Annotated in this window: 18 protein-coding genes and 2 pseudogenes; 10 read left to right on the forward strand and 10 right to left on the reverse strand. The window is 74.1% G+C overall.

Annotated elements, in window-relative coordinates; genetic code table 11:
• Positions 1 to 418 precede the first annotated feature (418 nt).
• From RI578_RS19165 to RI578_RS19175, 3 genes are read left to right on the forward strand one after another with little or no spacing between them, the layout of a single operon-like run.
• Positions 419 to 1126: a glycosyltransferase family 2 protein gene (locus RI578_RS19165; protein ID WP_310872212.1), complete on the forward strand. Its 708-nt coding sequence runs from the start codon at positions 419 to 421 to the stop codon at positions 1124 to 1126.
• 8 nt (positions 1127 to 1134) lie between these two features.
• Entirely contained in the window at positions 1135 to 1764 is a 630-nt protein-coding gene (locus RI578_RS19170) for a DUF2064 domain-containing protein (RefSeq protein ID WP_310872213.1), read from the forward strand.
• Entirely contained in the window at positions 1761 to 2645 is an 885-nt protein-coding gene (locus RI578_RS19175; RefSeq protein ID WP_310872214.1) for a class I SAM-dependent methyltransferase, read from the forward strand. Before RI578_RS19170 ends, RI578_RS19175 begins: the two co-directional genes overlap by 4 nt.
• Positions 2646 to 2973: 328 nt before the next feature.
• Here RI578_RS19175 and RI578_RS19185 read toward each other — a convergent pair whose 3' ends face one another.
• Complete coding sequence (locus RI578_RS19185) at positions 2974 to 4209, reverse strand: molybdopterin-dependent oxidoreductase (RefSeq protein WP_310872215.1); 1236 nt, start codon at positions 4207 to 4209, stop codon at positions 2974 to 2976.
• Between the two features lie 113 nt (positions 4210 to 4322).
• Between RI578_RS19185 and RI578_RS19190 the strand changes: the two genes are divergently transcribed.
• Positions 4323 to 5666, forward strand: coding sequence for a hypothetical protein (locus RI578_RS19190; RefSeq protein WP_310872216.1), 1344 nt, complete (start codon positions 4323 to 4325; stop codon positions 5664 to 5666).
• 76 nt (positions 5667 to 5742) lie between these two features.
• Here the strand turns inward: RI578_RS19190 and RI578_RS19195 are convergent, their stop codons facing one another.
• From RI578_RS19195 to RI578_RS19205, 3 genes are all read right to left on the reverse strand, one after another.
• The gene (locus tag RI578_RS19195; RefSeq protein WP_121748131.1) at positions 5743 to 5946 is read right to left on the reverse strand and encodes a cold-shock protein; all 204 of its coding nucleotides are present in this window, start codon (positions 5944 to 5946) and stop codon (positions 5743 to 5745) included.
• A 238-nt stretch (positions 5947 to 6184) separates the two neighbouring features.
• On the reverse strand, positions 6185 to 6559 hold the full coding sequence (locus tag RI578_RS19200; RefSeq protein WP_310872217.1) for a MerR family transcriptional regulator: 375 nt from the start codon (positions 6557 to 6559) through the stop codon (positions 6185 to 6187).
• A gap of 239 nt (positions 6560 to 6798) precedes the next feature.
• A complete protein-coding gene (locus RI578_RS19205; RefSeq protein WP_310872218.1) occupies positions 6799 to 7473 on the reverse strand; it encodes a hypothetical protein in 675 nt (224 codons plus the stop codon).
• A gap of 575 nt (positions 7474 to 8048) precedes the next feature.
• On the opposite strand from RI578_RS19205, the gene RI578_RS19210 reads away from it, so the two are divergent.
• Positions 8049 to 8483 carry a DUF5994 family protein gene (locus tag RI578_RS19210; RefSeq protein WP_310872219.1) on the forward strand — a complete coding sequence of 145 codons (435 nt, stop codon included), beginning with the start codon at positions 8049 to 8051 and terminating at the stop codon, positions 8481 to 8483.
• Positions 8484 to 8541: 58 nt separating this feature from the next.
• A pseudogene (locus RI578_RS19215) lies at positions 8542 to 8634 on the forward strand (DUF5994 family protein); the annotation flags it as partial.
• Between the two features lie 55 nt (positions 8635 to 8689).
• Here RI578_RS19215 and RI578_RS19220 read toward each other — a convergent pair.
• The 3 genes from RI578_RS19220 to RI578_RS19230 form a co-directional block, all read right to left on the reverse strand.
• Positions 8690 to 9202, reverse strand: a complete 513-nt coding sequence (locus RI578_RS19220) for a hypothetical protein (protein WP_310872220.1) — start codon at positions 9200 to 9202, stop codon at positions 8690 to 8692.
• 76 nt (positions 9203 to 9278) lie between these two features.
• Positions 9279 to 10301: a hemolysin family protein gene (locus tag RI578_RS19225; RefSeq protein ID WP_310872221.1), complete on the reverse strand. Its 1023-nt coding sequence runs from the start codon at positions 10299 to 10301 to the stop codon at positions 9279 to 9281.
• Entirely contained in the window at positions 10298 to 11638 is a 1341-nt protein-coding gene (locus tag RI578_RS19230; protein ID WP_310872222.1) for a hemolysin family protein, read from the reverse strand. The genes RI578_RS19225 and RI578_RS19230 overlap by 4 nt, the downstream gene beginning before the upstream one ends.
• A 306-nt stretch (positions 11639 to 11944) precedes the next feature.
• On the opposite strand from RI578_RS19230, the gene RI578_RS19235 reads away from it, so the two are divergent.
• From RI578_RS19235 to RI578_RS19245, 3 genes and pseudogenes are all read left to right on the forward strand, one after another.
• A complete protein-coding gene (locus RI578_RS19235; protein WP_310872223.1) occupies positions 11945 to 12952 on the forward strand; it encodes a sporulation protein in 1008 nt (335 codons plus the stop codon).
• A 36-nt stretch (positions 12953 to 12988) separates the two neighbouring features.
• Positions 12989 to 13069: pseudogene (locus tag RI578_RS19240) on the forward strand (Tellurite resistance TerB); the annotation flags it as partial.
• A gap of 108 nt (positions 13070 to 13177) precedes the next feature.
• Positions 13178 to 13429, forward strand: a complete 252-nt coding sequence (locus tag RI578_RS19245) for a twin-arginine translocase TatA/TatE family subunit (protein WP_310872224.1) — start codon at positions 13178 to 13180, stop codon at positions 13427 to 13429.
• Positions 13430 to 13440: 11 nt separating this feature from the next.
• Here RI578_RS19245 and RI578_RS19250 read toward each other — a convergent pair whose 3' ends face one another.
• The gene (locus tag RI578_RS19250; protein WP_310872225.1) at positions 13441 to 14136 is read right to left on the reverse strand and encodes a helix-turn-helix domain-containing protein; all 696 of its coding nucleotides are present in this window, start codon (positions 14134 to 14136) and stop codon (positions 13441 to 13443) included.
• A 169-nt stretch (positions 14137 to 14305) separates the two neighbouring features.
• Here RI578_RS19250 and RI578_RS19255 point away from each other — a divergent pair, with 169 nt between their 5' ends.
• The gene (locus RI578_RS19255) at positions 14306 to 15445 is read left to right on the forward strand and encodes a cytochrome P450 (RefSeq protein WP_310872226.1); all 1140 of its coding nucleotides are present in this window, start codon (positions 14306 to 14308) and stop codon (positions 15443 to 15445) included.
• 23 nt (positions 15446 to 15468) lie between these two features.
• On the opposite strand, the gene RI578_RS19260 is transcribed toward RI578_RS19255, so the two are convergent.
• Positions 15469 to 17112 carry a penicillin-binding transpeptidase domain-containing protein gene (locus tag RI578_RS19260; RefSeq protein WP_310872227.1) on the reverse strand — a complete coding sequence of 548 codons (1644 nt, stop codon included), beginning with the start codon at positions 17110 to 17112 and terminating at the stop codon, positions 15469 to 15471.
• Positions 17113 to 17161: 49 nt separating this feature from the next.
• On the reverse strand, positions 17162 to 18208 hold the full coding sequence (locus RI578_RS19265) for a PHB depolymerase family esterase (protein WP_310872228.1): 1047 nt from the start codon (positions 18206 to 18208) through the stop codon (positions 17162 to 17164).
• Positions 18209 to 18299 lie beyond the last annotated feature (91 nt).

Below are 18299 nucleotides of genomic sequence, written 5' to 3' on the forward strand. Positions count from 1 at the left end.
GGGAGCGCGCCCGGGGAGCCGCTCGGGACCGCTTCCCCCGGCGCATCCGAAGACACGGCCGGTGACCCGGCCCGGGGCCCGCCCGGAGACGCGGCCGGGGACGCGGCCGGGAACTCGTCCGGGAGCGCGCTCCGGGGCACATCCGAAGACCCCGCCGACGCCCCGACCCAAGGCCCGCCCGAAGACCCCGCCGGCGCCCCGCCCCGGGGCACGCCCGAAGACCCGGCCCGGGGCCCGCCCGAAGACCCTGCCGGTGCCCCGTCCCAGGGCGTGGACTCGTACGGCTGCTGCTGCATGTGCCCAGCCTCGCACCGTGCCCCGGTCGGCGGCGTCCCCCGGGGTCGCCGGACCCGCGACGTCCGCGTTTCGTAAGGAGCGGGAGTCCGATTCGCCCGATTCGGGTTCGTAGGGTGAAACCGTGACCACCTCGCCCGCTCCGGACGTCGATCTCGTGCTGCCGTGCCTGAACGAGGCCGGGGCCCTCCCCTGGGTCCTGGCCCGCGTTCCGGCCGGCTGGCGCGCGCTCGTCGTCGACAACGGCTCCACCGACGGCTCGGCGGACATCGCCCGCGCGCACGGCGCCACGGTCGTGACCGAGCCGCGCCGCGGTTTCGGCGCCGCCTGCCACGCCGGGCTGACCGCCGCCACCGCCGACGTCGTCTGCTTCTGCGACTGCGACGCCTCCCTCGACCCGGCCCTGCTGGCACCCTTCGTGCGCGAGATCCGCGCCGGCACCGCGGACCTGGTGCTCGGCCGCCGGCGCCCGCAGGGCCGGGGCGCGTGGCCCGCGCACGCCCGCGCCGGCAACCTCGCGCTCGCCCGGATGCTGCGCCGCCGCACCGGCCTGGGCCTGCACGACCTCGGCCCGCTGCGCGCCGCCCGCCGCGAGCCGCTGCTCGCCCTCGGCCTCACCGACCGGCGCAGCGGCTACCCGCTCCAGATGGTGGTGCGCGCCGCCGACGCGGGCTGGCGGATCACCGAGCACGACGTCCCCTACCTGCCCCGCACCGGCGCCTCGAAGGTGACGGGGACCTGGCGCGGCACCTGGCACGCGGTACGGGACATGCGCCGCGTCCTGGCCGAGGCGCCGGCCCGTGGACCGGCCCGCGCGGAGAGCCCGAGGTGAGCGGCAACGTGACCACCCTTCTCGTCATCGCCAAGGAACCCCGTCCCGGCCGGGTCAAGACGCGGCTCACCCCGCCCTTCACGCCGGTCCAGGCGGCCGCGCTCGCCGAGGCGGCCCTCGCCGACACCCTGCGCGCCGTGGCCGCGACGCCCGCGCGGCGCCGGGTGCTGGTGCTCGACGGCGCCCCCGGCCCCTGGCTGCCGCCCGGCATCGACGTCGTACCGCAGTGCGCGGGCGGCCTCGACGAACGGCTCGCGGACGCCTTCGCCGGGTGCGCCGGGCCCGCCCTGCTGATCGGGATGGACACCCCGCAGGTGACGCCGGAGCTGCTCACCGTGGACTTCAACGGCTGCGACGCGTACGTCGGCCCGGCCGAGGACGGCGGTTTCTGGGCCCTGGGCCTGGCCCGTCCCGACCCCGCGCTGCTGCGGGGCGTGCCCATGTCGACGCCGGTGACGGGGGCCGTGCAGCGGGCGCGGCTCCTCGCGGCGGGGCTGCGGGTGCGCGACCTGCCGCGCCTGCGCGACGTCGACACCGCCGCCGACGCGTCGGCCGTGGCCGCACTGGCCCCGCACGGCCGGTTCGCCGCGCGGCTGGCCGCGTGCACGGAGGTCACGGGACGACGGGCGGGCCGATGAGCAGGGCTACGGGCGGGCAGGCAAGCGGCCGGTCGGTCGGCGCCCCCGGCCGTCCCGGCGTACCCGCCCCGCGAGGCACCGCTCCCGGCCCCTGGGCCGCCTCCGACCCCTACTCCGCCGCCCTGCGCGCCGGCCGCGGTCCGCTGTTCCTGCGCCGGGTGGACGGCTGGCTGCTGCCGCTGGAGGTCGAGCGCTGGTGTGCACGGGCCGACGCGGTCGACCTGGAGGTGCTGGACCGGTGCGAGGGCGCCGTACTCGACGTGGGCTGCGGACCCGGCCGGCTGGTGGCGGAACTCGCCGCCCGGGGCCGGACCGTCCTCGGCATCGACGTCAGCGAGGCCGCCGTCGCCCGCACCCTGCGGCTCGGGGGCCAGTCGCTGCGGCGCTCGGTCTTCGAGCCCCTGCCGGGCGAGGGCCGGTGGGGCACCGTCCTCCTCATGGACGGCAACGTCGGCATCGGCGGCGACCCCCGCGCCCTGCTCGCCCGCGTCGCCGCCCTGCTCGCGCCCGCCGGCCTGCTGATCGCCGAGACGGCCCCGGTGGACGTCGACGAACGCACCCACGTGCAGGTCGTCGACGTCACCGACGCCCACGGCGCCGGCAGCCCCTTCCCCTGGGCGCGGATCGGCACCCCCGCCCTGCTCCGCCACGCGGGTACCGCAGGCCTGCGGACCGCCACTCAGTGGACGTCGGGGGGACGCCGCTTCGTCGCACTGCGCGGCGACCGCTGCGACCACAGGGACCACGGCGACCGTTGCGACCGCAGTGACCGCAGTGACCGCACCGCCAGCAACAGCGCCGAGCCGCCGAACAGCGCGGCCGTGATCAGCAGCCAGCGGGCGAGGAAGCCGTCCGCCGACAGCGCGGCGACCGACCGGTAACGCGCGTCCACCCGGCCGCTGATCAACGGGAACCAGACCAGCAGGAGCAGCCCGGAGAAGGCGGCCGGGACCCGCACGTACAGCGCCCACTCACGGCGTCCGGCCGCCCCCAGCCCCCGCAGGACCGCCCGGTCGGCCACCGCGTACAGGGGCAGCAGCACCAGGTCGTGCAGCAGCGCCGCCCCCACGAACCACAGCACCACGCCCAGCCAGTCGCCGGCGAGCAGCCGCACACCCGCGTAGCCGGCGAGCGCGAAGGAGCAGGCGAGCAGGACCATCTGGAAGGGGCTGCCGATCACGGGGCGCGGCAGCCCACGCACAGGGTTCATCACAGGTCTCCGAACGTCAGTCGGGCCACCCACTTGGTGTTCAGCACGCCCGGCGCGGCGGGCACGATGATCCGCGCCGGATATCCGTGGTCCGGGCTCAGCGCCTCGCCGTTGACATCCAGCGCGAGCAGGGAGCGCGGGTCGGCCACCTGGTTGGCGCGCAGCGCCCCGCTGCGGAAGGCGCCCCGGCGTTGGAGGGACTCGACGAACACGTCCGGCGGGTCGTCCTCGAAGCCCACGAGCGCGGCGAGGTCGCGCAGCCGCACCCCGCGCCACCACTGGTCGGACGTCGACCAGCCCTCGACGCAGGCGATGGGCAGCGCCGCGCTGTACTGCTCCAGGCGCCGCAGTTCGGCCCGGCCGAGCCGGACGGTCCCCGTGCGTCCCGTGACGACGAGCCGCCAGGCGTCCTCGCTCGTCTCGGCCGGGTCGATGCCCGCGTAGGCGGCCGTCTTGTTGATCTGGAAGCCGTTGGGGCCGTTCCCCGGCTCGGGCCCGCCGTGCGGCGAGAGGACGGCCGTCTCCCGCAGCGGCCCGTCGAAGCTGCGGCCGGCGTTCGTGACGAACATCAGCAGCGAGCCGCCGCCCACCAGCCACAGCGCCCCGCGCCGCGAGACGGTGGGCGGGTCGGGTCGCGGGGAGACCAGGTCGTCGCGCTCCTCGCGCATCGCCCGGAGGTTGCGCAGCGCCACCGGCACCTTGAGCGCGGCATGCGCGACGAACGCGGCGAAGAAGACCCAGGCCCCGTAGAAGTGCAGCGGGTAGAAGGAGCCGGGGAAGACGTAGTCCAGCTGGATGTTGAGCACACCCGTCAGGAACGTGAACAGCGCGCCCCCGACCAGCAGCAGCAGCGAGATCCGCTCCAGCGCGTGGGCGAGCGAGCGGGCCGGCGGCAGCGTGAAGAGCCTCGGCACGACCGACCACAGCTTGGCCAGCAGCACCGGGATCAGGGTGAGGCCGAGGGTGACGTGGACGCCCTGGGTGAGGCGGTACAGCCAGTCCGGGTCGGTCGGCCACGCGAAGAGGTAGAAGCCGAGGAGTCCCTTGCCGGGGGTCTTGTCGTTGACCGGGTCCAGGTCGGGGTTGTACGCGGCGTACGAGAGCAGGCCCGTCACGAACAGCACGGTGATGCCGACGAGGAGGACGAGGCCGAGCACCGCCGTGAACCGGGGGCCGCGCAGCGGGCTGCGCCAGAAGCCCGGGGAGGACGGGAGCCGTGAGGCGAGGTCGCGCATGCCCCGACGGTAGGCCGGGACCGGCCCCGCGGACGGTCCCCGACCCATGACGAAACGCTGACGTCCGCCGCGTGCACCATCCCGTCGGCGATCTCCCGGCCTACGGTGCCGACGTGACCCGCCTGCGCTCCCTCCCTCGCGACCTCTACGCCGTCGCGGCCGCCGTGCTGCTCGTCGCGGCCGCCGTCCTGGTCGGCCGCAACGTGTACACCTACGACACCCTGATCGTCGGCTGGCCACCGCTGCTCGGCCGCTGGGGTCCGCACCTGGGCCCCGGCACCCCGGCGGCCGTCCTGGTGGCCGCGGCGACCGCGGCGTACGGACCGGCCGTCGCCGCCCGTCTGCCGTGGCGCGCGCTGCTCCCCGCGGCCTGGGGCGCCGCGATGGCCTGGACCTGGTCGCTGGCCCTGATCGACGGCTGGCGCCGGGGCATCGCCGGCCGGCTCACCACCAGTCAGGAGTACCTCTCGGTCATCGACCGCTGGCGCGACGTACCGGCGACCCTGCGCGATTTCAACGGGCACGTCCTTCTGCACTCCCCCGACAACTGGCCCGCCCATGTCGCCGGTCACCCGCCGGGGGCCACGCTCACCTTCGTGCTGCTCGACCGGATCGGGCTGGGCGGCGGGGGCTGGGCCGGGGTCTGGTGCATCACGGTGGGCGCGACGGCGTGCGTGGCGGTGCTGGTGGCGGTGCGGGCGCTGGCCGGCGAGCGGCTCGCCCGGCGGGCGGCGCCCTTCCTGGTCCTGGCGCCGGCCGCGGTGTGGATGGGCACGTCGGCCGACGGCTACTTCGCGGCGGTCGCCGCGTGGGCGGTGGCGCTGCTGGTCCTCGCGGTCACCGGACGCTCGCTGTGGTGGGCGGCGGGGTCGGGGCTGCTGTTCGGCCTGACCTGCTATCTCTCGTACGGCCTGACGCTGTTCGCGGTGATCGGGGCGGCGGTGCTGTGGCTCGGGCGGCGCGGGGTGCGGGAGCGTCCCGTGCTGTTCGTGCCGCTGCTGGCGGGGATGGCGGTGGTGCCGGTGGCGTTCACCGCGGCCGGGTTCGACTGGTGGGAGGCGTACCACCTGCTGGTCGAGCGGTACTACCAGGGCGCGGCCGGCGTCCGCCCCTACGGCTACTGGGTGTGGGCGAATCTGGCCTGCACGGTGCTCATCGTCGGCCTGGCGACGGTCGCGGGGCTACGGCGGACCGCGGGTGTACTGGTCCAACGGCGGAGGGATGACGCCGTGAGCGCCGAGGACGGTCGCCTGGCGTTCCTGGTGGCCGCCGGGCTGCTCGCCCTGCTGGTCGCCGACCTGTCCGGCATGAGCAAGGCGGAGACGGAACGCATCTGGCTCCCCTTCGCCCTGTGGCTGCTCCCGGCCTGCGCGTTCCTCGGCCGTCCGCGCGTGTGGCTGGCGGCGCAGGCCGTACTGGCCCTGCTCCTCAACCACCTGCTGGCGACCGGCTGGTGAGCGAACGGACCGCCGGGCACACGCATGAGGGCCCGCACCTTGCGGTGCGGGCCCTCATGCAGCGGTTCGCGCGCGATTACTCGGGAACGATGTTCTCCGCCTGCGGGCCCTTCTGGCCCTGCGTGACGTCGAAGTTGACCCGCTGGCCCTCCTGGAGCTCACGGAAGCCCTGGGTGGCGATGTTCGAGTAGTGGGCGAAGACGTCGGCGCCGCCGCCGTCCTGCGCGATGAAACCGAAGCCCTTTTCGGCGTTGAACCACTTCACGGTACCGGAAGCCATGTCTTTTACTCCTAGGCAGTGCTGGAGGCCCGCACCGTGCGGACCTTCCCATCGCTGCGATGATCACCTGCCCGGAAAACCGGTAACACAAATGGCAACCACAACTGCAACTGATGTCCAGCCTAGCACGATATGAATCGGCGACACGGGAAATGAAACACGCGGAATGGCGCCCAGATTTACCGCAGGATAATTTTTCCGGCGTTCAACGAATATCTGTTTCGCCGGTGTCAGTTTTTCACTCGCCGCGCCGCTCTCCGTTCCCACCGGGACTCGTCGCCTCGCGGCGGAGTTCCTCGTTCATGCGCAGTGCCGCCTCCAGGTCGTCCTCCAGGCGGACGATGCGGCAGGCGGCCTCGATGGGCGTTCCCTGGTCGACCAGCTCGCGGGCGCGGGCGGCGCGGCGCAGTTGCTGGCGCGAGTAGCGGCGGTGCCCGCCTTCCGAACGCTTCGGGCTGATCAGCCCCGCCTCACCGAGGGCGCGGAGAAAACCGGGCGTGGCACCGATCAGCTCGGCCGCCCTGCCCATGGTGTACGCCGGGTACTGATCGTCGTCGAGCCGGTCGGCGGCCTGCGGCCGACCTTCGGCGTTCAGCCTGCTCTCCGAGGGCATGCATACCTTCCTGCGAGCCGCTGGGGACACGGCCCGCCGCAGGGAATCCGGTTCCCCCGCAACCTGAACTCTAGTCGCGCTCGTCGGATACCTGCCGCGGCGAACATATATCCGCCGGGGTCCCGGCCGCGGCGCCGGGGCAGTCGACGCGCGTCGGCGGGCGACCCTGATCCCGCTCGGGGACCATCGGACCATCGGACCGCCGATGACGGGAGTGGAGGGGCGCGCGACGTGGCGGCTCAGGGCCGGAGCAGGAGGACGCCGTACGGGCCGAGCAGGGACGCCTGGAGTGTGTCGCCCTCGGCGTAGCGCCAGCCCCAGGCGCGCAACGCCTGGACGGTCGCGGCGTCGGTCCGGTCCACCAGCGTGACGCCGAGGGCGGAGTCGTGCTCGGTGAGCAGTCGCTTCTGCATACGCCGGGCGAGGTTCCAGGCGCGGTCCTGGTTCCGCCTGCGCACGCGGGCCGGGACGATGATCCCGGAGACCAGGAAGAGCCGTCCGGAGGCGGCGACGGGCAGCACGCTCCTCGGCAGATACGCGTCCAGGCCCCGCGCTCCCGCGGCACCGGCGCCGGGTACGGGGTAGCCGTAGGCGCAGCCGGTCAGGACGGTGCTCTCCGCTATCAGCAGCGAGAACCCCGGTCGCCGTACGTCGGTCGCCAGCTGCCGCAGAAAGGCGCCACGGGCCTCGTTCCACGCCCGCGGGCCGCCGCCGGAGGTCTGCGCGTACAGGTCGCCCAGGTCCCCGAACCGATCCTCGATCTGACTCCGCGTCAGCGGCCGGACGCGTTCTCCGGCGAGGGGTGAGGAGCCCCGTTCCGGCCTCGGCCGCCGGGGGCCCGGCCGGTCCGGACCGGTCTCCCGCCCGTCAGGTGCTGTGGTCGTCGAGGGCCGCACCGGCACGTTCACGGTCATGAGGCGATTCCTGCCCCGGGCTCGGGCGGATCCGGCCCGGTGTCGTCGGTCGCCGGAAGCGGCACCGGTGTCGGGGCCGGTGCGCGGCATGCTCCCGGTCTCTCCACGGTACTCCGGGCCCTCCGCGCGGCCGGCCGTCGTCGGGGGCGCCGGGGCCGTCCTGGTCCGTCCGTCCCGCCCGCCCCCGCCGCCCGCGGGGTACTCTCGAAGGACCGAGGGCATGGCGCATGCCGGTGACCGGACCGGCCTCGTTCCCGGCGTACCACGACACCGGGCGATCCCACGCCCGGGACAGGTTCCGCATCATGACCGCCCCCGCCCCTCGCCCCCGTGCCGCGCGCCGCATCGTTGCGACCGCACGAACGGCCCGCCTCCGCCCGGCCTGACCCGGCCCGCCTCTCAACAGCACCTGACGGTGGCCGTACACGCCCGTCGGTCCTCTTTCTCGCTCGCGTCCTGCTCACGGCTGCCGGGCGTGCGCGGACGAAAACCGTCCTCTCGACGCCGGTCCACGGGGGACCGGAACCGCACCGCGTACACGCCGCCCCGTTCCTCCACCGAAGGGAACCAAGACCGTGATCACCCCCGCACCGCCCGCGCCGCCCGCGCCGCCCGCAGCACCCTTCCGCCCCGCACGCCCCGCGCTCCCGGCCCTCCGGCTGCGTCTGGCGCCCCTGGGCCGTCCACCCCGCCGCCTCGACGGAGCGTGGTGGCCGCGCTCGTACGACCTCCTGACCGAGCTACCGCAACTGCTCGCCGCACTGCCCCGCGCCTGGGGCCACATCGCCGGTGTCACGGTGCACGGCGGGGACTGGTCGGCGTCGCCGGGCCGGATGCTCGTCTGCAACCAGGTCGTACGGCTGCGGAAGAGCGTCGCCGGGCACGCCCCGGACACCGTCGTCCTGATCGCCCCCGGCCACGGACGCTGGGACCTGCTGGTGGTGCCGCCCGATACCGACGACGACGCCGCCGAGCCGCTCATGGCCGGGGCGGTGGGCGGCCGGGAGTAGCGCGGACGAGGGGAACGAGGTCATCCCCGGACCGTCGACCCTCGCGGCCGAACTGCCCGAACTGCCCGCCCTGATCACCGCGTTGACCGAGAACCTCGGTCCTGTCCCGCGAATCGGCCTCGCCTACGACGCGTGGGACGAACTGCCCACCCCGTCGACGCCACTCGTCGGCGCGGCCACGACAGCGTGACCCGGATGCCGATCGGTCAGGCCGGGGTCGTCATCCAGTGCCGCAGCAGTGCCAGTTGTTCGTCCCTGGTCGGGGCGGCGTCCTCGGGCTCGTCGCGGCGCCAGGTGAGGAGGGTCTCGACGGGGGTGGCGCCGGTGGTGAGGCGGGTGAGAAGGGTGCGGGAGAGGGCGTGCTCGTCGGGGGTGTGGATGCCTCCGGGGGCGGCGGCCAGGGCGGTTGCCTCGATCGGGCCGTCGTTCCCGGTCTCCACCCGCACCGTGAAGGCCGGCGGGTGTTCGCCGTCGCCGGTGACCAGGACGACCAGCGAGTCGAACGCCATCAAGGCCAGCCGTCGCGCCGTGGAGCGCACGGCCACGTCCTGCACGTCGATGCCGCCGACCAGGTCCCAGGACCAGGAGCGGCCGTCCTGGTCCGACCCCAGGGTCTCGACCCCGTCCTTGGTCAGCCGTACGCCGGGCGCCGTACCGGTGGGCTCGGCGCCTACGTACACGCAGTCCTCGGTGATCCAGAACAGGCCGACCATGGCCATGCGCGCCTCCCACAGCGGTATTGGTGTCGCTGTGGGAGACGGTCGTGGCCGTGCGGCAGTTCCCCGGTTCCCGGGGTCATGCCACCGGTGTCGTCGGGCCCACCAGTTCCGTCAGGACGTCCTCCATCGTCACGAAGCCCAGGACCGCGCCCGTCTCGCCGGTGACGGCGGCCAGGTGGCTGTCCTCGGTGCGCAGGGCGGTGAGGGTGTCGTCGAGCGGGGTGTCGATGCGGACCCGGGTGACCCGGTGCAGGGCCGTGCGCGGGAAGGGGCGGTCGCGGTCGGTGAGGCCCAGGGTGTCCTTGATGTGCAGGTAGCCGAGGACCGTGCCGCCGGGGCCGGTGACCGGGAAGCGGGAGTAGCCCGCCTCGGCGGCCATGCGCTCCAGCTCGGCCGGGGTGACCGTGTGGTCGACCGTGCGCATCTTCTGGGCCGGGACCAGGATCTCGCCGACCGGGCGGGTGCCCAGTTCCAGCGCGTCGCGCAGCCGCTCGCCGTCGGCCGGGGTGAGGAGTCCGGCCTCGCTCGCGTCGACGACCATCCGGGCCAGCTGGTCGTCGGTGAAGACGGCCTCGACCTCGTCCTTCGGCTCCACCCGCAGCAGCTTGAGGAGCGTGTTGGCGAAGGCGTTGATACCGAAGATGACCGGCTTCAGCGCCCGGGTGAGGGCGACCAGCGGCGGGCCGAGGACCAGCGCGGTGGTCGCCGGGGCGGCCAGCGCGATGTTCTTCGGGATCATCTCGCCGATCAGCATGTGCAGATAGGTGGCGAGGGCCAGGGCGATCGCGAAGGCGATCGGGTGGACCAGCGCGTGCGGCATGTGGACCGCCTCGAACACCGGCTCCATCAGGTGCGCGATGGCCGGTTCCGCGACCGCGCCGAGGACGAGGGAGGAGACGGTGATGCCGAGCTGGGCCGTGGCCATCATCGCGGAGATGTGTTCCAGGCCCCACAGGGTCATCCGGGCGCGCTTGTCGCCCGTCTTCGCGCGCGGCTCGATCTGGCTGCGGCGTACCGAGATCATGGCGAACTCGGCGCCGACGAAGAACGCGTTGGTCAGCAGCGTCAGGGCGCCGATGAGGAGCTGTACGGCGGTCATCGGGCCACCTCCGGCTGCCGGTCGGCCGACGGGGCCGGCGCGGGTGCGGTGACCCGCAGGCGGTCGGCGCGGTGGTGGTCGACGTCGAGGACGTCGAGCCGCCAGCCGTCCAGGTCGATGACGTCACCCTTGGCGGGGATGCGTGCCAGGTGGGTGGCGACCAGGCCGGCCAGGGTCTCGTACGGCCCGTCCGGTGCGGTCAGGCCGATGCGCGCGAGCCGGTCCAGGCGGAGCGAGCCGTCGGCCTCCCAGGCCGTGCGGCCGTCCGTCTCGGCGGGGGCGGGCAGCAGGTCCGGTATCTCGACCGGGTCGTGCTCGTCGCGCACCTCGCCGACGACCTCCTCCACGATGTCCTCGACGGTCGCCACGCCGGCCGTACCGCCGTACTCGTCGATGACGACGGCCATGGTGCGGGTCTGGCGCATGCGCTCCAGGAGGCGGTCGGCGGGCAGGCTGTCCGGCACCAGGAGCGGCGCGGTGGCCAGCTCGGTGACGGGGGTGACGGTGCGCCGCTCCGGCTCCAGGGCCAGGACATCGCGGATGTGCACGGTGCCGATGACCTCGTCCAGGCTGTCCCGGTAGACCGGGAAGCGGGACAGGCCGGTGGCGTGCGAGAGGTTCGCGGCGTCGGCGGCGGTGGCGTGGGCCTCCAGGGCCTTGACGTCCACGCGCGGGGTCATGACGTTCTCCGCGGTCAGCTCACCCAGGTGCAGGGTGCGCACGAACAGCTCGGCCGAGTCCGCCTCCAGGGCGCCCTCGGCGGCCGAGTGCTGGGCCAGGGCGACCAGTTCCTCGGCGCTGCGGGCGGACGCCAGCTCCTCGGCCGGCTCCAGGCCGAAGCGGCGTACGAAGCGGTTCGCCGTGTCGTTCAGATGCCGGATGAAGGGGCCGAACGCGGTGGTGAAGCCGCGCTGCGGACCCGCGACGACCTTCGCGACGGCCAGCGGGCGGGAGATCGCCCAGTTCTTCGGGACCAGCTCACCGACGACCATCAGGACGACGGTGGAGACGACCACGCCGAGCACGGTCGCCACCGTGGACGCGGCAGCGCCCAGGCCGATCGCCCGCAGCGGGCCGCGCAGCAGCACCGCGAGGGACGGCTCGGCCAGCATGCCGATGACCAGCGAGGTCACGGTGATGCCGAGCTGCGCGCCGGAGAGCTGGAGGGTCAGGGACCGTACGGCCTTCAGGGCGCCGTCGGCGCCGCGCTCACCGGACTCGGCGGCACGCTCCAGGTCACCGCGCTCGACGGTGGTGAGGGAGAACTCGGCCGCCACGAAGAGGGCGCAGGCCAGGGTGAGGAGGAGGGCCAGCAGGAGCAGCAGGACCTCGGTCACCGTGCCACCCCGCTTCCCTCACGCACATACGGCGCACGCGCACACAGGAAGTACTGCGGGCCGGCCATGGCACGGCCGGTACTGGGAGGCTCCATTACGGAACGGGACTCCTTAACGGGGTCGGCGGGCGCCGGTACCAGCCGGCCGCCCGAGGTTTCCCTCTCATGGTAAAGGACGAGCAAAAGCATGGGGAGTCCTCAATGTCCTCGGACCCCTATGCTTCTACTCGCCTGTAGAGAACGGCCGGACGGTTCCGGTTGTTCCCCGGACGAACGTGCGAACGAACGTGAAGGAGTGAACGCCTCGATGGTGTTCAAGCGGCTGCTCGGTTCCCTCGGCGTGGGCGGGCCCACGGTGGACACGGTCCTCGATGCGGGCGCCGCCCGGCCGGGGGGCGCGCTGCCGGGCCAGGTCCGTCTCGTCGGCGGCACCGCCGACCACGATGTGGAGCACGTCGCGCTGGAACTGGTGGCCCGCGTCGAGGCCGAGCAGGGCGACCACGGGGAGGGCGAGGGCGTCGTCGTCTTCGGCCGGCACACCGTCGGCGGGGATTTCCGGCTCGCGGCGGGCGAGCGGCGCAGCGTGCCGTTCACGGTGCCGCTGCCCTGGGAGACGCCGGTCACCGAGCTCTACGGGCAGCCCCTGGGCATCGTGCTCGGCGTGCGCACCGAGCTGGCGGTCGCCGGCGCCCGGGACAAGGGCGACCTGGACCCGCTGACCGTGGCGCCCCTGCCCGCCCAGGAGGCCGTGCTGGAGGCCTTCGGGCAGCTCGGCTTCGGCTTCCGCTCCGCCGACCTGGAGTACGGCCGCATCGGCGGCACCGGGCAGCAGCTGCCCTTCTACCAGGAGATCGAGCTCACCCCGCCCCCGCGGTACGCCGACCAGGTCAACGAGATCGAGCTGACCTTCCTGGCCGTGTCCGGCGCCCTGGAGGTGGTCCTGGAGGCGGACAAGCGCGGCGGCCCGTTCTCCGACGGCCACGACGCCCTCAGCCGCTTCACCGTCCCCCACGAGGGGCCGGCCGGGCCGCAGGACTGGAACGCCCTCGTCGACGGCTGGGTCCGGGAGCTGGTCGAGCACCGGGCGTCCTACGGCTCCCACGCCGTGTACGGGCACGAGCCCGGGGCCCTGTCCGGCGGTTCCGGCACCGGCACGGCCGTCGCGGCGGGCGCGGCCGGGCTCGCGGTGGGGGTCGCCGGCGGGATGGTGGCGGCCGAGGTCGTCGACGAGGTGGGGGACTTCTTCGAGGACGAGTCCGAGGACGGCTCGGGAGCCGGCTTCGAGGACGCCTTCGAGGAAGACGGGGACGCCTGATAACTTCTACAAGGGTGTAGAAATTCGTCCCTCCCGGACTTCGACAAGGACGAGCGGGCCGTGGTCCGCGAGGCGTGCTACGCCCTGGACCTGCCGCCGCACGAGTTCGACCTCTGAGGCCCCCGGCCTCGGACCTGGCCCTGGCCCTGGCCACCGCCGACTTTGCCGTAGATTCCGTGCGGGCCCGTGCCGCGGGCCCGCACCGTACGTCCACAGGGGAGCGCCGTGTTCGGACTGAGCGAGCTCGCGATCATTCTCATCGTCGTCATTGCCGTTCTCGCCGCCAAGAAGCTCCCCGAGCTGACCCGCTCGGCGGGCAAGTCGGCCCGCATCCTCAAGGCCGAGGCCCGCGCGATGAAGGAGGAGGAGCGGACGGCGCCGGAGGACCGGGAGGCACCGCGCGTCATCCGGGGTGAGGCGGTCCGCCGCGAGGGCACCGGGGACGGCGGGCCCGCGACGCCCGCTTCCCAGGGCTGAGCCACCTCACCTCACGCGTCGGCCACGCGGCCGCCACCGCGCGTGCGGTGCGGGCCCATCTCCCGCAGGACCTCGCCCAGTTCGGCGGCGGTGAGCGAGGGGGCCGGCAGGGGCGGCGGGAGCGGCGCGGTGCGCAGGCCGCCGAGGAGCAGGGCCAGGGGGCGGCGCCAGGCGTCCGGCGCGGTCGCGCCGGTCAGGGCCGGGACGGCACGGCCCAGTGCCGCGAGCGCGAACAGGACGTCCTCGGTGGTGACGTCGGCCCGGACGGTGCCCTCGTCGCGGCAGCGGGCCAGCAGCGAGTCCACGGTCCGGCGGTTGTGCTCGTGCACGGACTCCAGGCTGTCGACGCCCCGCAGGTGCGTGGTCATGAGGTCGTTGGTGCCGCGGTCGGCGGCCAGGGTCTCGAAGACCGCGTCGAGATAGGCGGTCAGACCCGCCCACGCGTCCGTGGCGTTCCTGGCCCGTTCCCCGGCGTCCATCGTGCCCGTCAGCGAGTCCCGGAAGACGGCGTCCACGAGCGCGGCGCGGGTGGGGAAGTGGCGGTAGAGCGTCGCGTTGCCGACGCCCGCCCGGCGCGCGATCACGTCCAGCGGCGCCTCCAGGCCCTCCTCGGTGAACACCTCGTGGGCCGCCTCCAGCAGAAGCTCCCGGTTGCGCCGCGCGTCGCGTCGCTGCCGGGGCGCTCCGTCGCGTGCGCCGACGGTCATCCCTCACCCTCCGGGTCGTACGAACCGGGGAGTGCTCCCCGAGCCAGCGATGCCGATGCTATCGTCGAGGCCTTAAGTGGGGAGCCCTCCCCGTTTAGACCTTCCACCGTTTCACCGTTCACCGCTTCACCGTTTCACCGTTCACCGTTTCCTTGCGCCGGGAGGCCTCATGACCGCGCCCACCCTTGAGGAACTGGCCGCCCTGCGGGCCCGGGGCGCCGTGCACCGGGTGTTCGTGCCGGGCAGCGGGGAAAGCTGGCTGGTCGTGACGCGCGACGCGGCGCGGGCCGCGCTCACCGACCCGCGGCTGCGCAACGACATCCGGCACTCCGCGACCTGGCACACCGACGGCGGACACGCCATCGGCCGCAACATGCTCCAGAGCGATCCGCCGCAGCACACCCGGCTGCGGCGACTGGTGGCCGGCCACTTCACGGCGGGACGGATCGCCGCACTGCGCCCGCGCGTCGAGCGCGTCGCGGACGATCTGCTGGCGGCGCTGGAGCGGCAGGACACGGCGGACCTGGTCGCCCGGTACGCGCTGCCGCTGCCGGTCACGGTGATCTGCGACCTGCTGGGCGTCCCGGAGAGCGACCGCGAGGGCTTCCACACCTGGTCGAACGAGCTGGTCATGCCCACCTCCCCGGAGGCGGCGGCGTCGGCGGCCGGCGCGCTGACCGGCTACCTCACCGAACTGACCGGCGACAAGCGCCGCGCCCCGGACGACACCCTGCTCGGCGACCTGGTGGCAGCCGCGGACGGCGGCGCCCTCACGGCCGAGGAACTGCTCGGCACGGCCTTCCTCATCCTCGTCGCCGGCCACGAGACGACCGTCAATCTGATCTCCGCCACCGTGCACAGCCTGCTCACCCACCCCGACCAGCTCGCCCGCCTGCGCGCCGAGCCGGAACTGACCGAGCGTGCCGTCGAGGAGTCGCTGCGGTACAACTCCCCCGTGCACGCCACCGCGTTCCGCTTCGCGGCCGAACCGCTGGAGCTGGCGGGCACCCGGATCGGCGCGGGCGACTCGGTGCTCGTCTCCCTCGCCGCCGCCTCCCGCGACCCCGGGCACTTCCCCGACCCCGACCGCTTCGACATCGGCCGCCGGGCGCGGGGGCACCTCGGCTTCGGCCACGGCCTCCACCACTGTCTCGGCGCCCCGCTGGCCCGCGTCGAGGCCGCCGTCGCCGTACGGCTGCTCCTCGCGCGGCACCCCGCGCTCGCCCTCGCCGCCGACCCGGCGACGCTCACCTGGCGCACCAGCACCCTGCTGCGGGGCCTGGCGGAACTGCCGGTACGCCTCGGCTGACCGCCGGCCGCGTCCCGCACGGCTCAGGACGGGTCCTCCGGTACGGCGGACAGCAGGCTGTGCACGATCGGTCCCGCCGAGCCGCCGCCGGTGACGCCCTCCTCGACGACCACGGCGACGGCCACGTTGCCGCGGTGGGCGACGAGCCAGCCGTTGTTGTCCTGGTCGTCGGAGACCTCGGCGGTACCGGTCTTCGCGCCGATCTCGCCGGGCAGGTCGGCCAGGACGTGCGCGGTGCCCTCGGTGACGGTGGCCCGCATCAGCTCGCGCAGCTGGGTGACGACCTCGTCGGGGAGCGGCTCGGTGCGGGTCTCGTCCGTGTTTCCGGAGGTACCGGCGGTGACGGACGGCTGGTGGAACTCGCCGGAGACCGCGGTGGCCGTCACCGACGCCATGATCAGTGGGTTGGCCTGGACCCGGCCCTGCCCGATCATCGACGCGGCCTTCTCCGTCTCGTCCTTGGGTACCGGCACGGAGCCGTCGTACGTCGGGATGCCGATGTGCCACTCCTGGCCGACCCCGAAGTAGGTGCGCGCGACCTTCCCCAGCTCCCCCTCGTCCAGCTTGCCGCGCAGGCTGATGAACGCGGTGTTGCACGACTCCGTGAAGTCCTTGCGGAACGTGGCGCCGGGGTACTCGGACGTCTCGACGTTGTGGAACTCCTTCCCGACGGTCAGGTACTTGGGGCAGTCCACGACGTCGTCGGGCTCGACCGCGCCCTTGAGCAGCAGGGCGCTGCTGGTGACGATCTTCCAGGTGGAGCCGGGCGCGTAGGTGCCGGAGGCGGCGCGGTTGAAGCCGGTGGAGGGGGAGTTGGCGAGGGCGAGGACCTCGCCGTTGTCGATGCGCAGGGCGACGAGGGCGGCGTTCTTGCCGTCGGCCTCGGTGAGGGCCTGTTCGGCGGCGGACTGCCAGGTGGCGTCCAGGGTGGTGCGGACGGGCTTGCCGTCCGTCGCCGGATCGGGTTCCTTCCCGAAGGCCGCCTCGGTGCGCACGGTCTCGCCGGTGGCCCGGTCGATCAGCTCGACCGCGCCGCGCGGTCCGCCACCGGTGCTGTCGGCGAGCCGTCCGAGGAGCGGAGTCAGGGACGGGTACTCGCCGCCCGAGAGGGAGGTCCCGTCGCGGTCGGTGACGTTCGGCGGGATCGTCTCCTCGCGTTCCAGCCGGAACTTCTCCGTGTCGCTCAGCCGCGGGTGCACCAGGGACAGCCGCCAGTCCACCTTCCAGCCGCCGTCGTCCTGTTCGCGCAGCGGCAGTCGCGACTCGTACGTCCAGGTGCCCAGGCCCGTGATCGGCATCTTCGCGGTGAAGGGGACGCCGAGGGTGCCGTCCTCGGCCTCCTTCGCCTCACCCGCCGCCGTCAGCCGCGGCTTGCCGATGTCGAGGCCCGCGGTGAAGCTCTGCAGCACCTCCTGCGCCGTGCCGGGTCTGGTGGTGCGGCCGGCCGCGCTCGGCAGGCGCCCGGCGGCCCAGTCGGCGAGGAACGCGCGCGCCTGCTTCATCGCGGCGGAGTCGGGACCGTCGTCGCCGCGCGCGAAGGGGCCGAACCCGGCGGCGTACGAGCCGCCCGCGGCGATGGCGAGCACGACCCCCACCGCGGCGACGGCCCGCACACCGTTGCGCGGCCCGCGGCGGCGCGGAGGGGTGACGTAGGGAGAGTCCGGCATCAAAGTTCCTGTCTGTGGGTCGGGGCTGCGGGTCGGGCCGCGTCGTCGGTCAGCCGGTGGCGAAGAAGTCGAGGATCGTGTCGGTGGCGTTCAGGGCCTTGCTGGTGGGGCCGAACCCCTTGGGCGGGGGGATCGACGAGCCCGGCCAGGTGTGGCCGGCGTCCTCGACGACCAGGAGCTGGACGGTGGCCTCCCGGCCGTCGCCGGACGGGTCGGAGGCATCGGGGGCGTCGGAGGCATCGGGGGCCGCCTCCTTCAGGCGCCAGACGGTCCGGTCGTAGCCCTTCTCTTCCTCCGTGACCGGCTCGCCCGCGCCGCCCGCCGCCGCGAACGCCTCCGCGCTGTCCCGGGCCGACAGGCTCGGGAGGATCGGCTCCTCGGGGTCCGGCGGCGGGGAGGGCCAGCCCGCGAGGGGGCGTACGGGGTCGTCGGCGCCGTAGACGACCATGACGGGGACGGGCCCCGTGGGCTCCACCGCGGCGGCGCCCGCGGGCAGTTGCCCGGAGACCGAGGCCGCTCCCGCCAGCAGGCCGGGACGCTCGGCGGCCATGCGCAGCGCCATCGAGCCGCCGTTGGAGAATCCGGCGACGTAGACCCGCTCGGGGTCGGCCCGCTCGGTGCGCACCAGGTGCTTGATCAGTGCCTCGGTGAACCGCACGTCGAGGTCGGGATCCGGGCGCCGCTCGGTCGCCTGCCCGCCCGCGCCCCAGCCGTTGTCGAGTCCCTCGGGGTAGGCGACCAGCATGCCGCGGGCCCCGGCGGCCTTCTCCAGCCGGCTCTTCTCGCGCATCTCGGCGGCGTCGGCGCCGCGGCCGTGGAAGGCGATGACGAGGGGCCTCGGGCCGTCGGCGGCGGGCCGGTGCAGGAGGTACCGGCGGGTGTGGCCGTCGGCCCGCAGCTGTCCGCGGACCTCCGTGGCCGCGGACGGCGTGGCGCCGGCCGGGGACGTGCTGCTCGCCGACGGCGCCGAGTCCGGGCGCCCGGACTCGCGGCTCCCTGACTCGGTGGCGCAACCGGCCAGGGGGAGGGTGAGGGCCAGGGCGAGCGCGGCGGGCCACCGGCGCGGGCCGAGCGAGAGGTCGTGGAAGGAACGCATACCCCGAAGGACAGCAACCCCACCGGCCCACTGTCCAAGATTGATATGGATGTCGGATCGATCAATCCCCGATATGATTACCGGTCGTGGA

The sequence above is a fragment of the Streptomyces sp. BB1-1-1 genome (assembly GCF_031597775.1).
GTDB lineage: Bacteria > Actinomycetota > Actinomycetes > Streptomycetales > Streptomycetaceae > Streptomyces > Streptomyces thinghirensis.

What these genes read in the sequence shown, in the direction of transcription:
- RI578_RS19225 (WP_310872221.1), bottom strand. Translation starts at nt 10,301, where the DNA reads ATGACCGCCGTACAGCTCCTCATCGGCGCCCTGACGCTGCTGACCAAC.
- RI578_RS19175 (WP_310872214.1), top strand. Translation starts at nt 1,761, where the DNA reads ATGAGCAGGGCTACGGGCGGGCAGGCAAGCGGCCGGTCGGTCGGCGCC.
- RI578_RS19200 (WP_310872217.1), bottom strand. Translation starts at nt 6,559, where the DNA reads ATGCCCTCGGAGAGCAGGCTGAACGCCGAAGGTCGGCCGCAGGCCGCC.
- RI578_RS19205 (WP_310872218.1), bottom strand. Translation starts at nt 7,473, where the DNA reads ATGACCGTGAACGTGCCGGTGCGGCCCTCGACGACCACAGCACCTGAC.
- RI578_RS19185 (WP_310872215.1), bottom strand. Translation starts at nt 4,209, where the DNA reads ATGCGCGACCTCGCCTCACGGCTCCCGTCCTCCCCGGGCTTCTGGCGC.
- RI578_RS19235 (WP_310872223.1), top strand. Translation starts at nt 11,945, where the DNA reads ATGGTGTTCAAGCGGCTGCTCGGTTCCCTCGGCGTGGGCGGGCCCACG.
- RI578_RS19250 (WP_310872225.1), bottom strand. Translation starts at nt 14,136, where the DNA reads ATGACCGTCGGCGCACGCGACGGAGCGCCCCGGCAGCGACGCGACGCG.
- RI578_RS19260 (WP_310872227.1), bottom strand. Translation starts at nt 17,112, where the DNA reads ATGCCGGACTCTCCCTACGTCACCCCTCCGCGCCGCCGCGGGCCGCGC.
- RI578_RS19255 (WP_310872226.1), top strand. Translation starts at nt 14,306, where the DNA reads ATGACCGCGCCCACCCTTGAGGAACTGGCCGCCCTGCGGGCCCGGGGC.
- RI578_RS19220 (WP_310872220.1), bottom strand. Translation starts at nt 9,202, where the DNA reads ATGGCCATGGTCGGCCTGTTCTGGATCACCGAGGACTGCGTGTACGTA.
- RI578_RS19195 (WP_121748131.1), bottom strand. Translation starts at nt 5,946, where the DNA reads ATGGCTTCCGGTACCGTGAAGTGGTTCAACGCCGAAAAGGGCTTCGGT.
- RI578_RS19265 (WP_310872228.1), bottom strand. Translation starts at nt 18,208, where the DNA reads ATGCGTTCCTTCCACGACCTCTCGCTCGGCCCGCGCCGGTGGCCCGCC.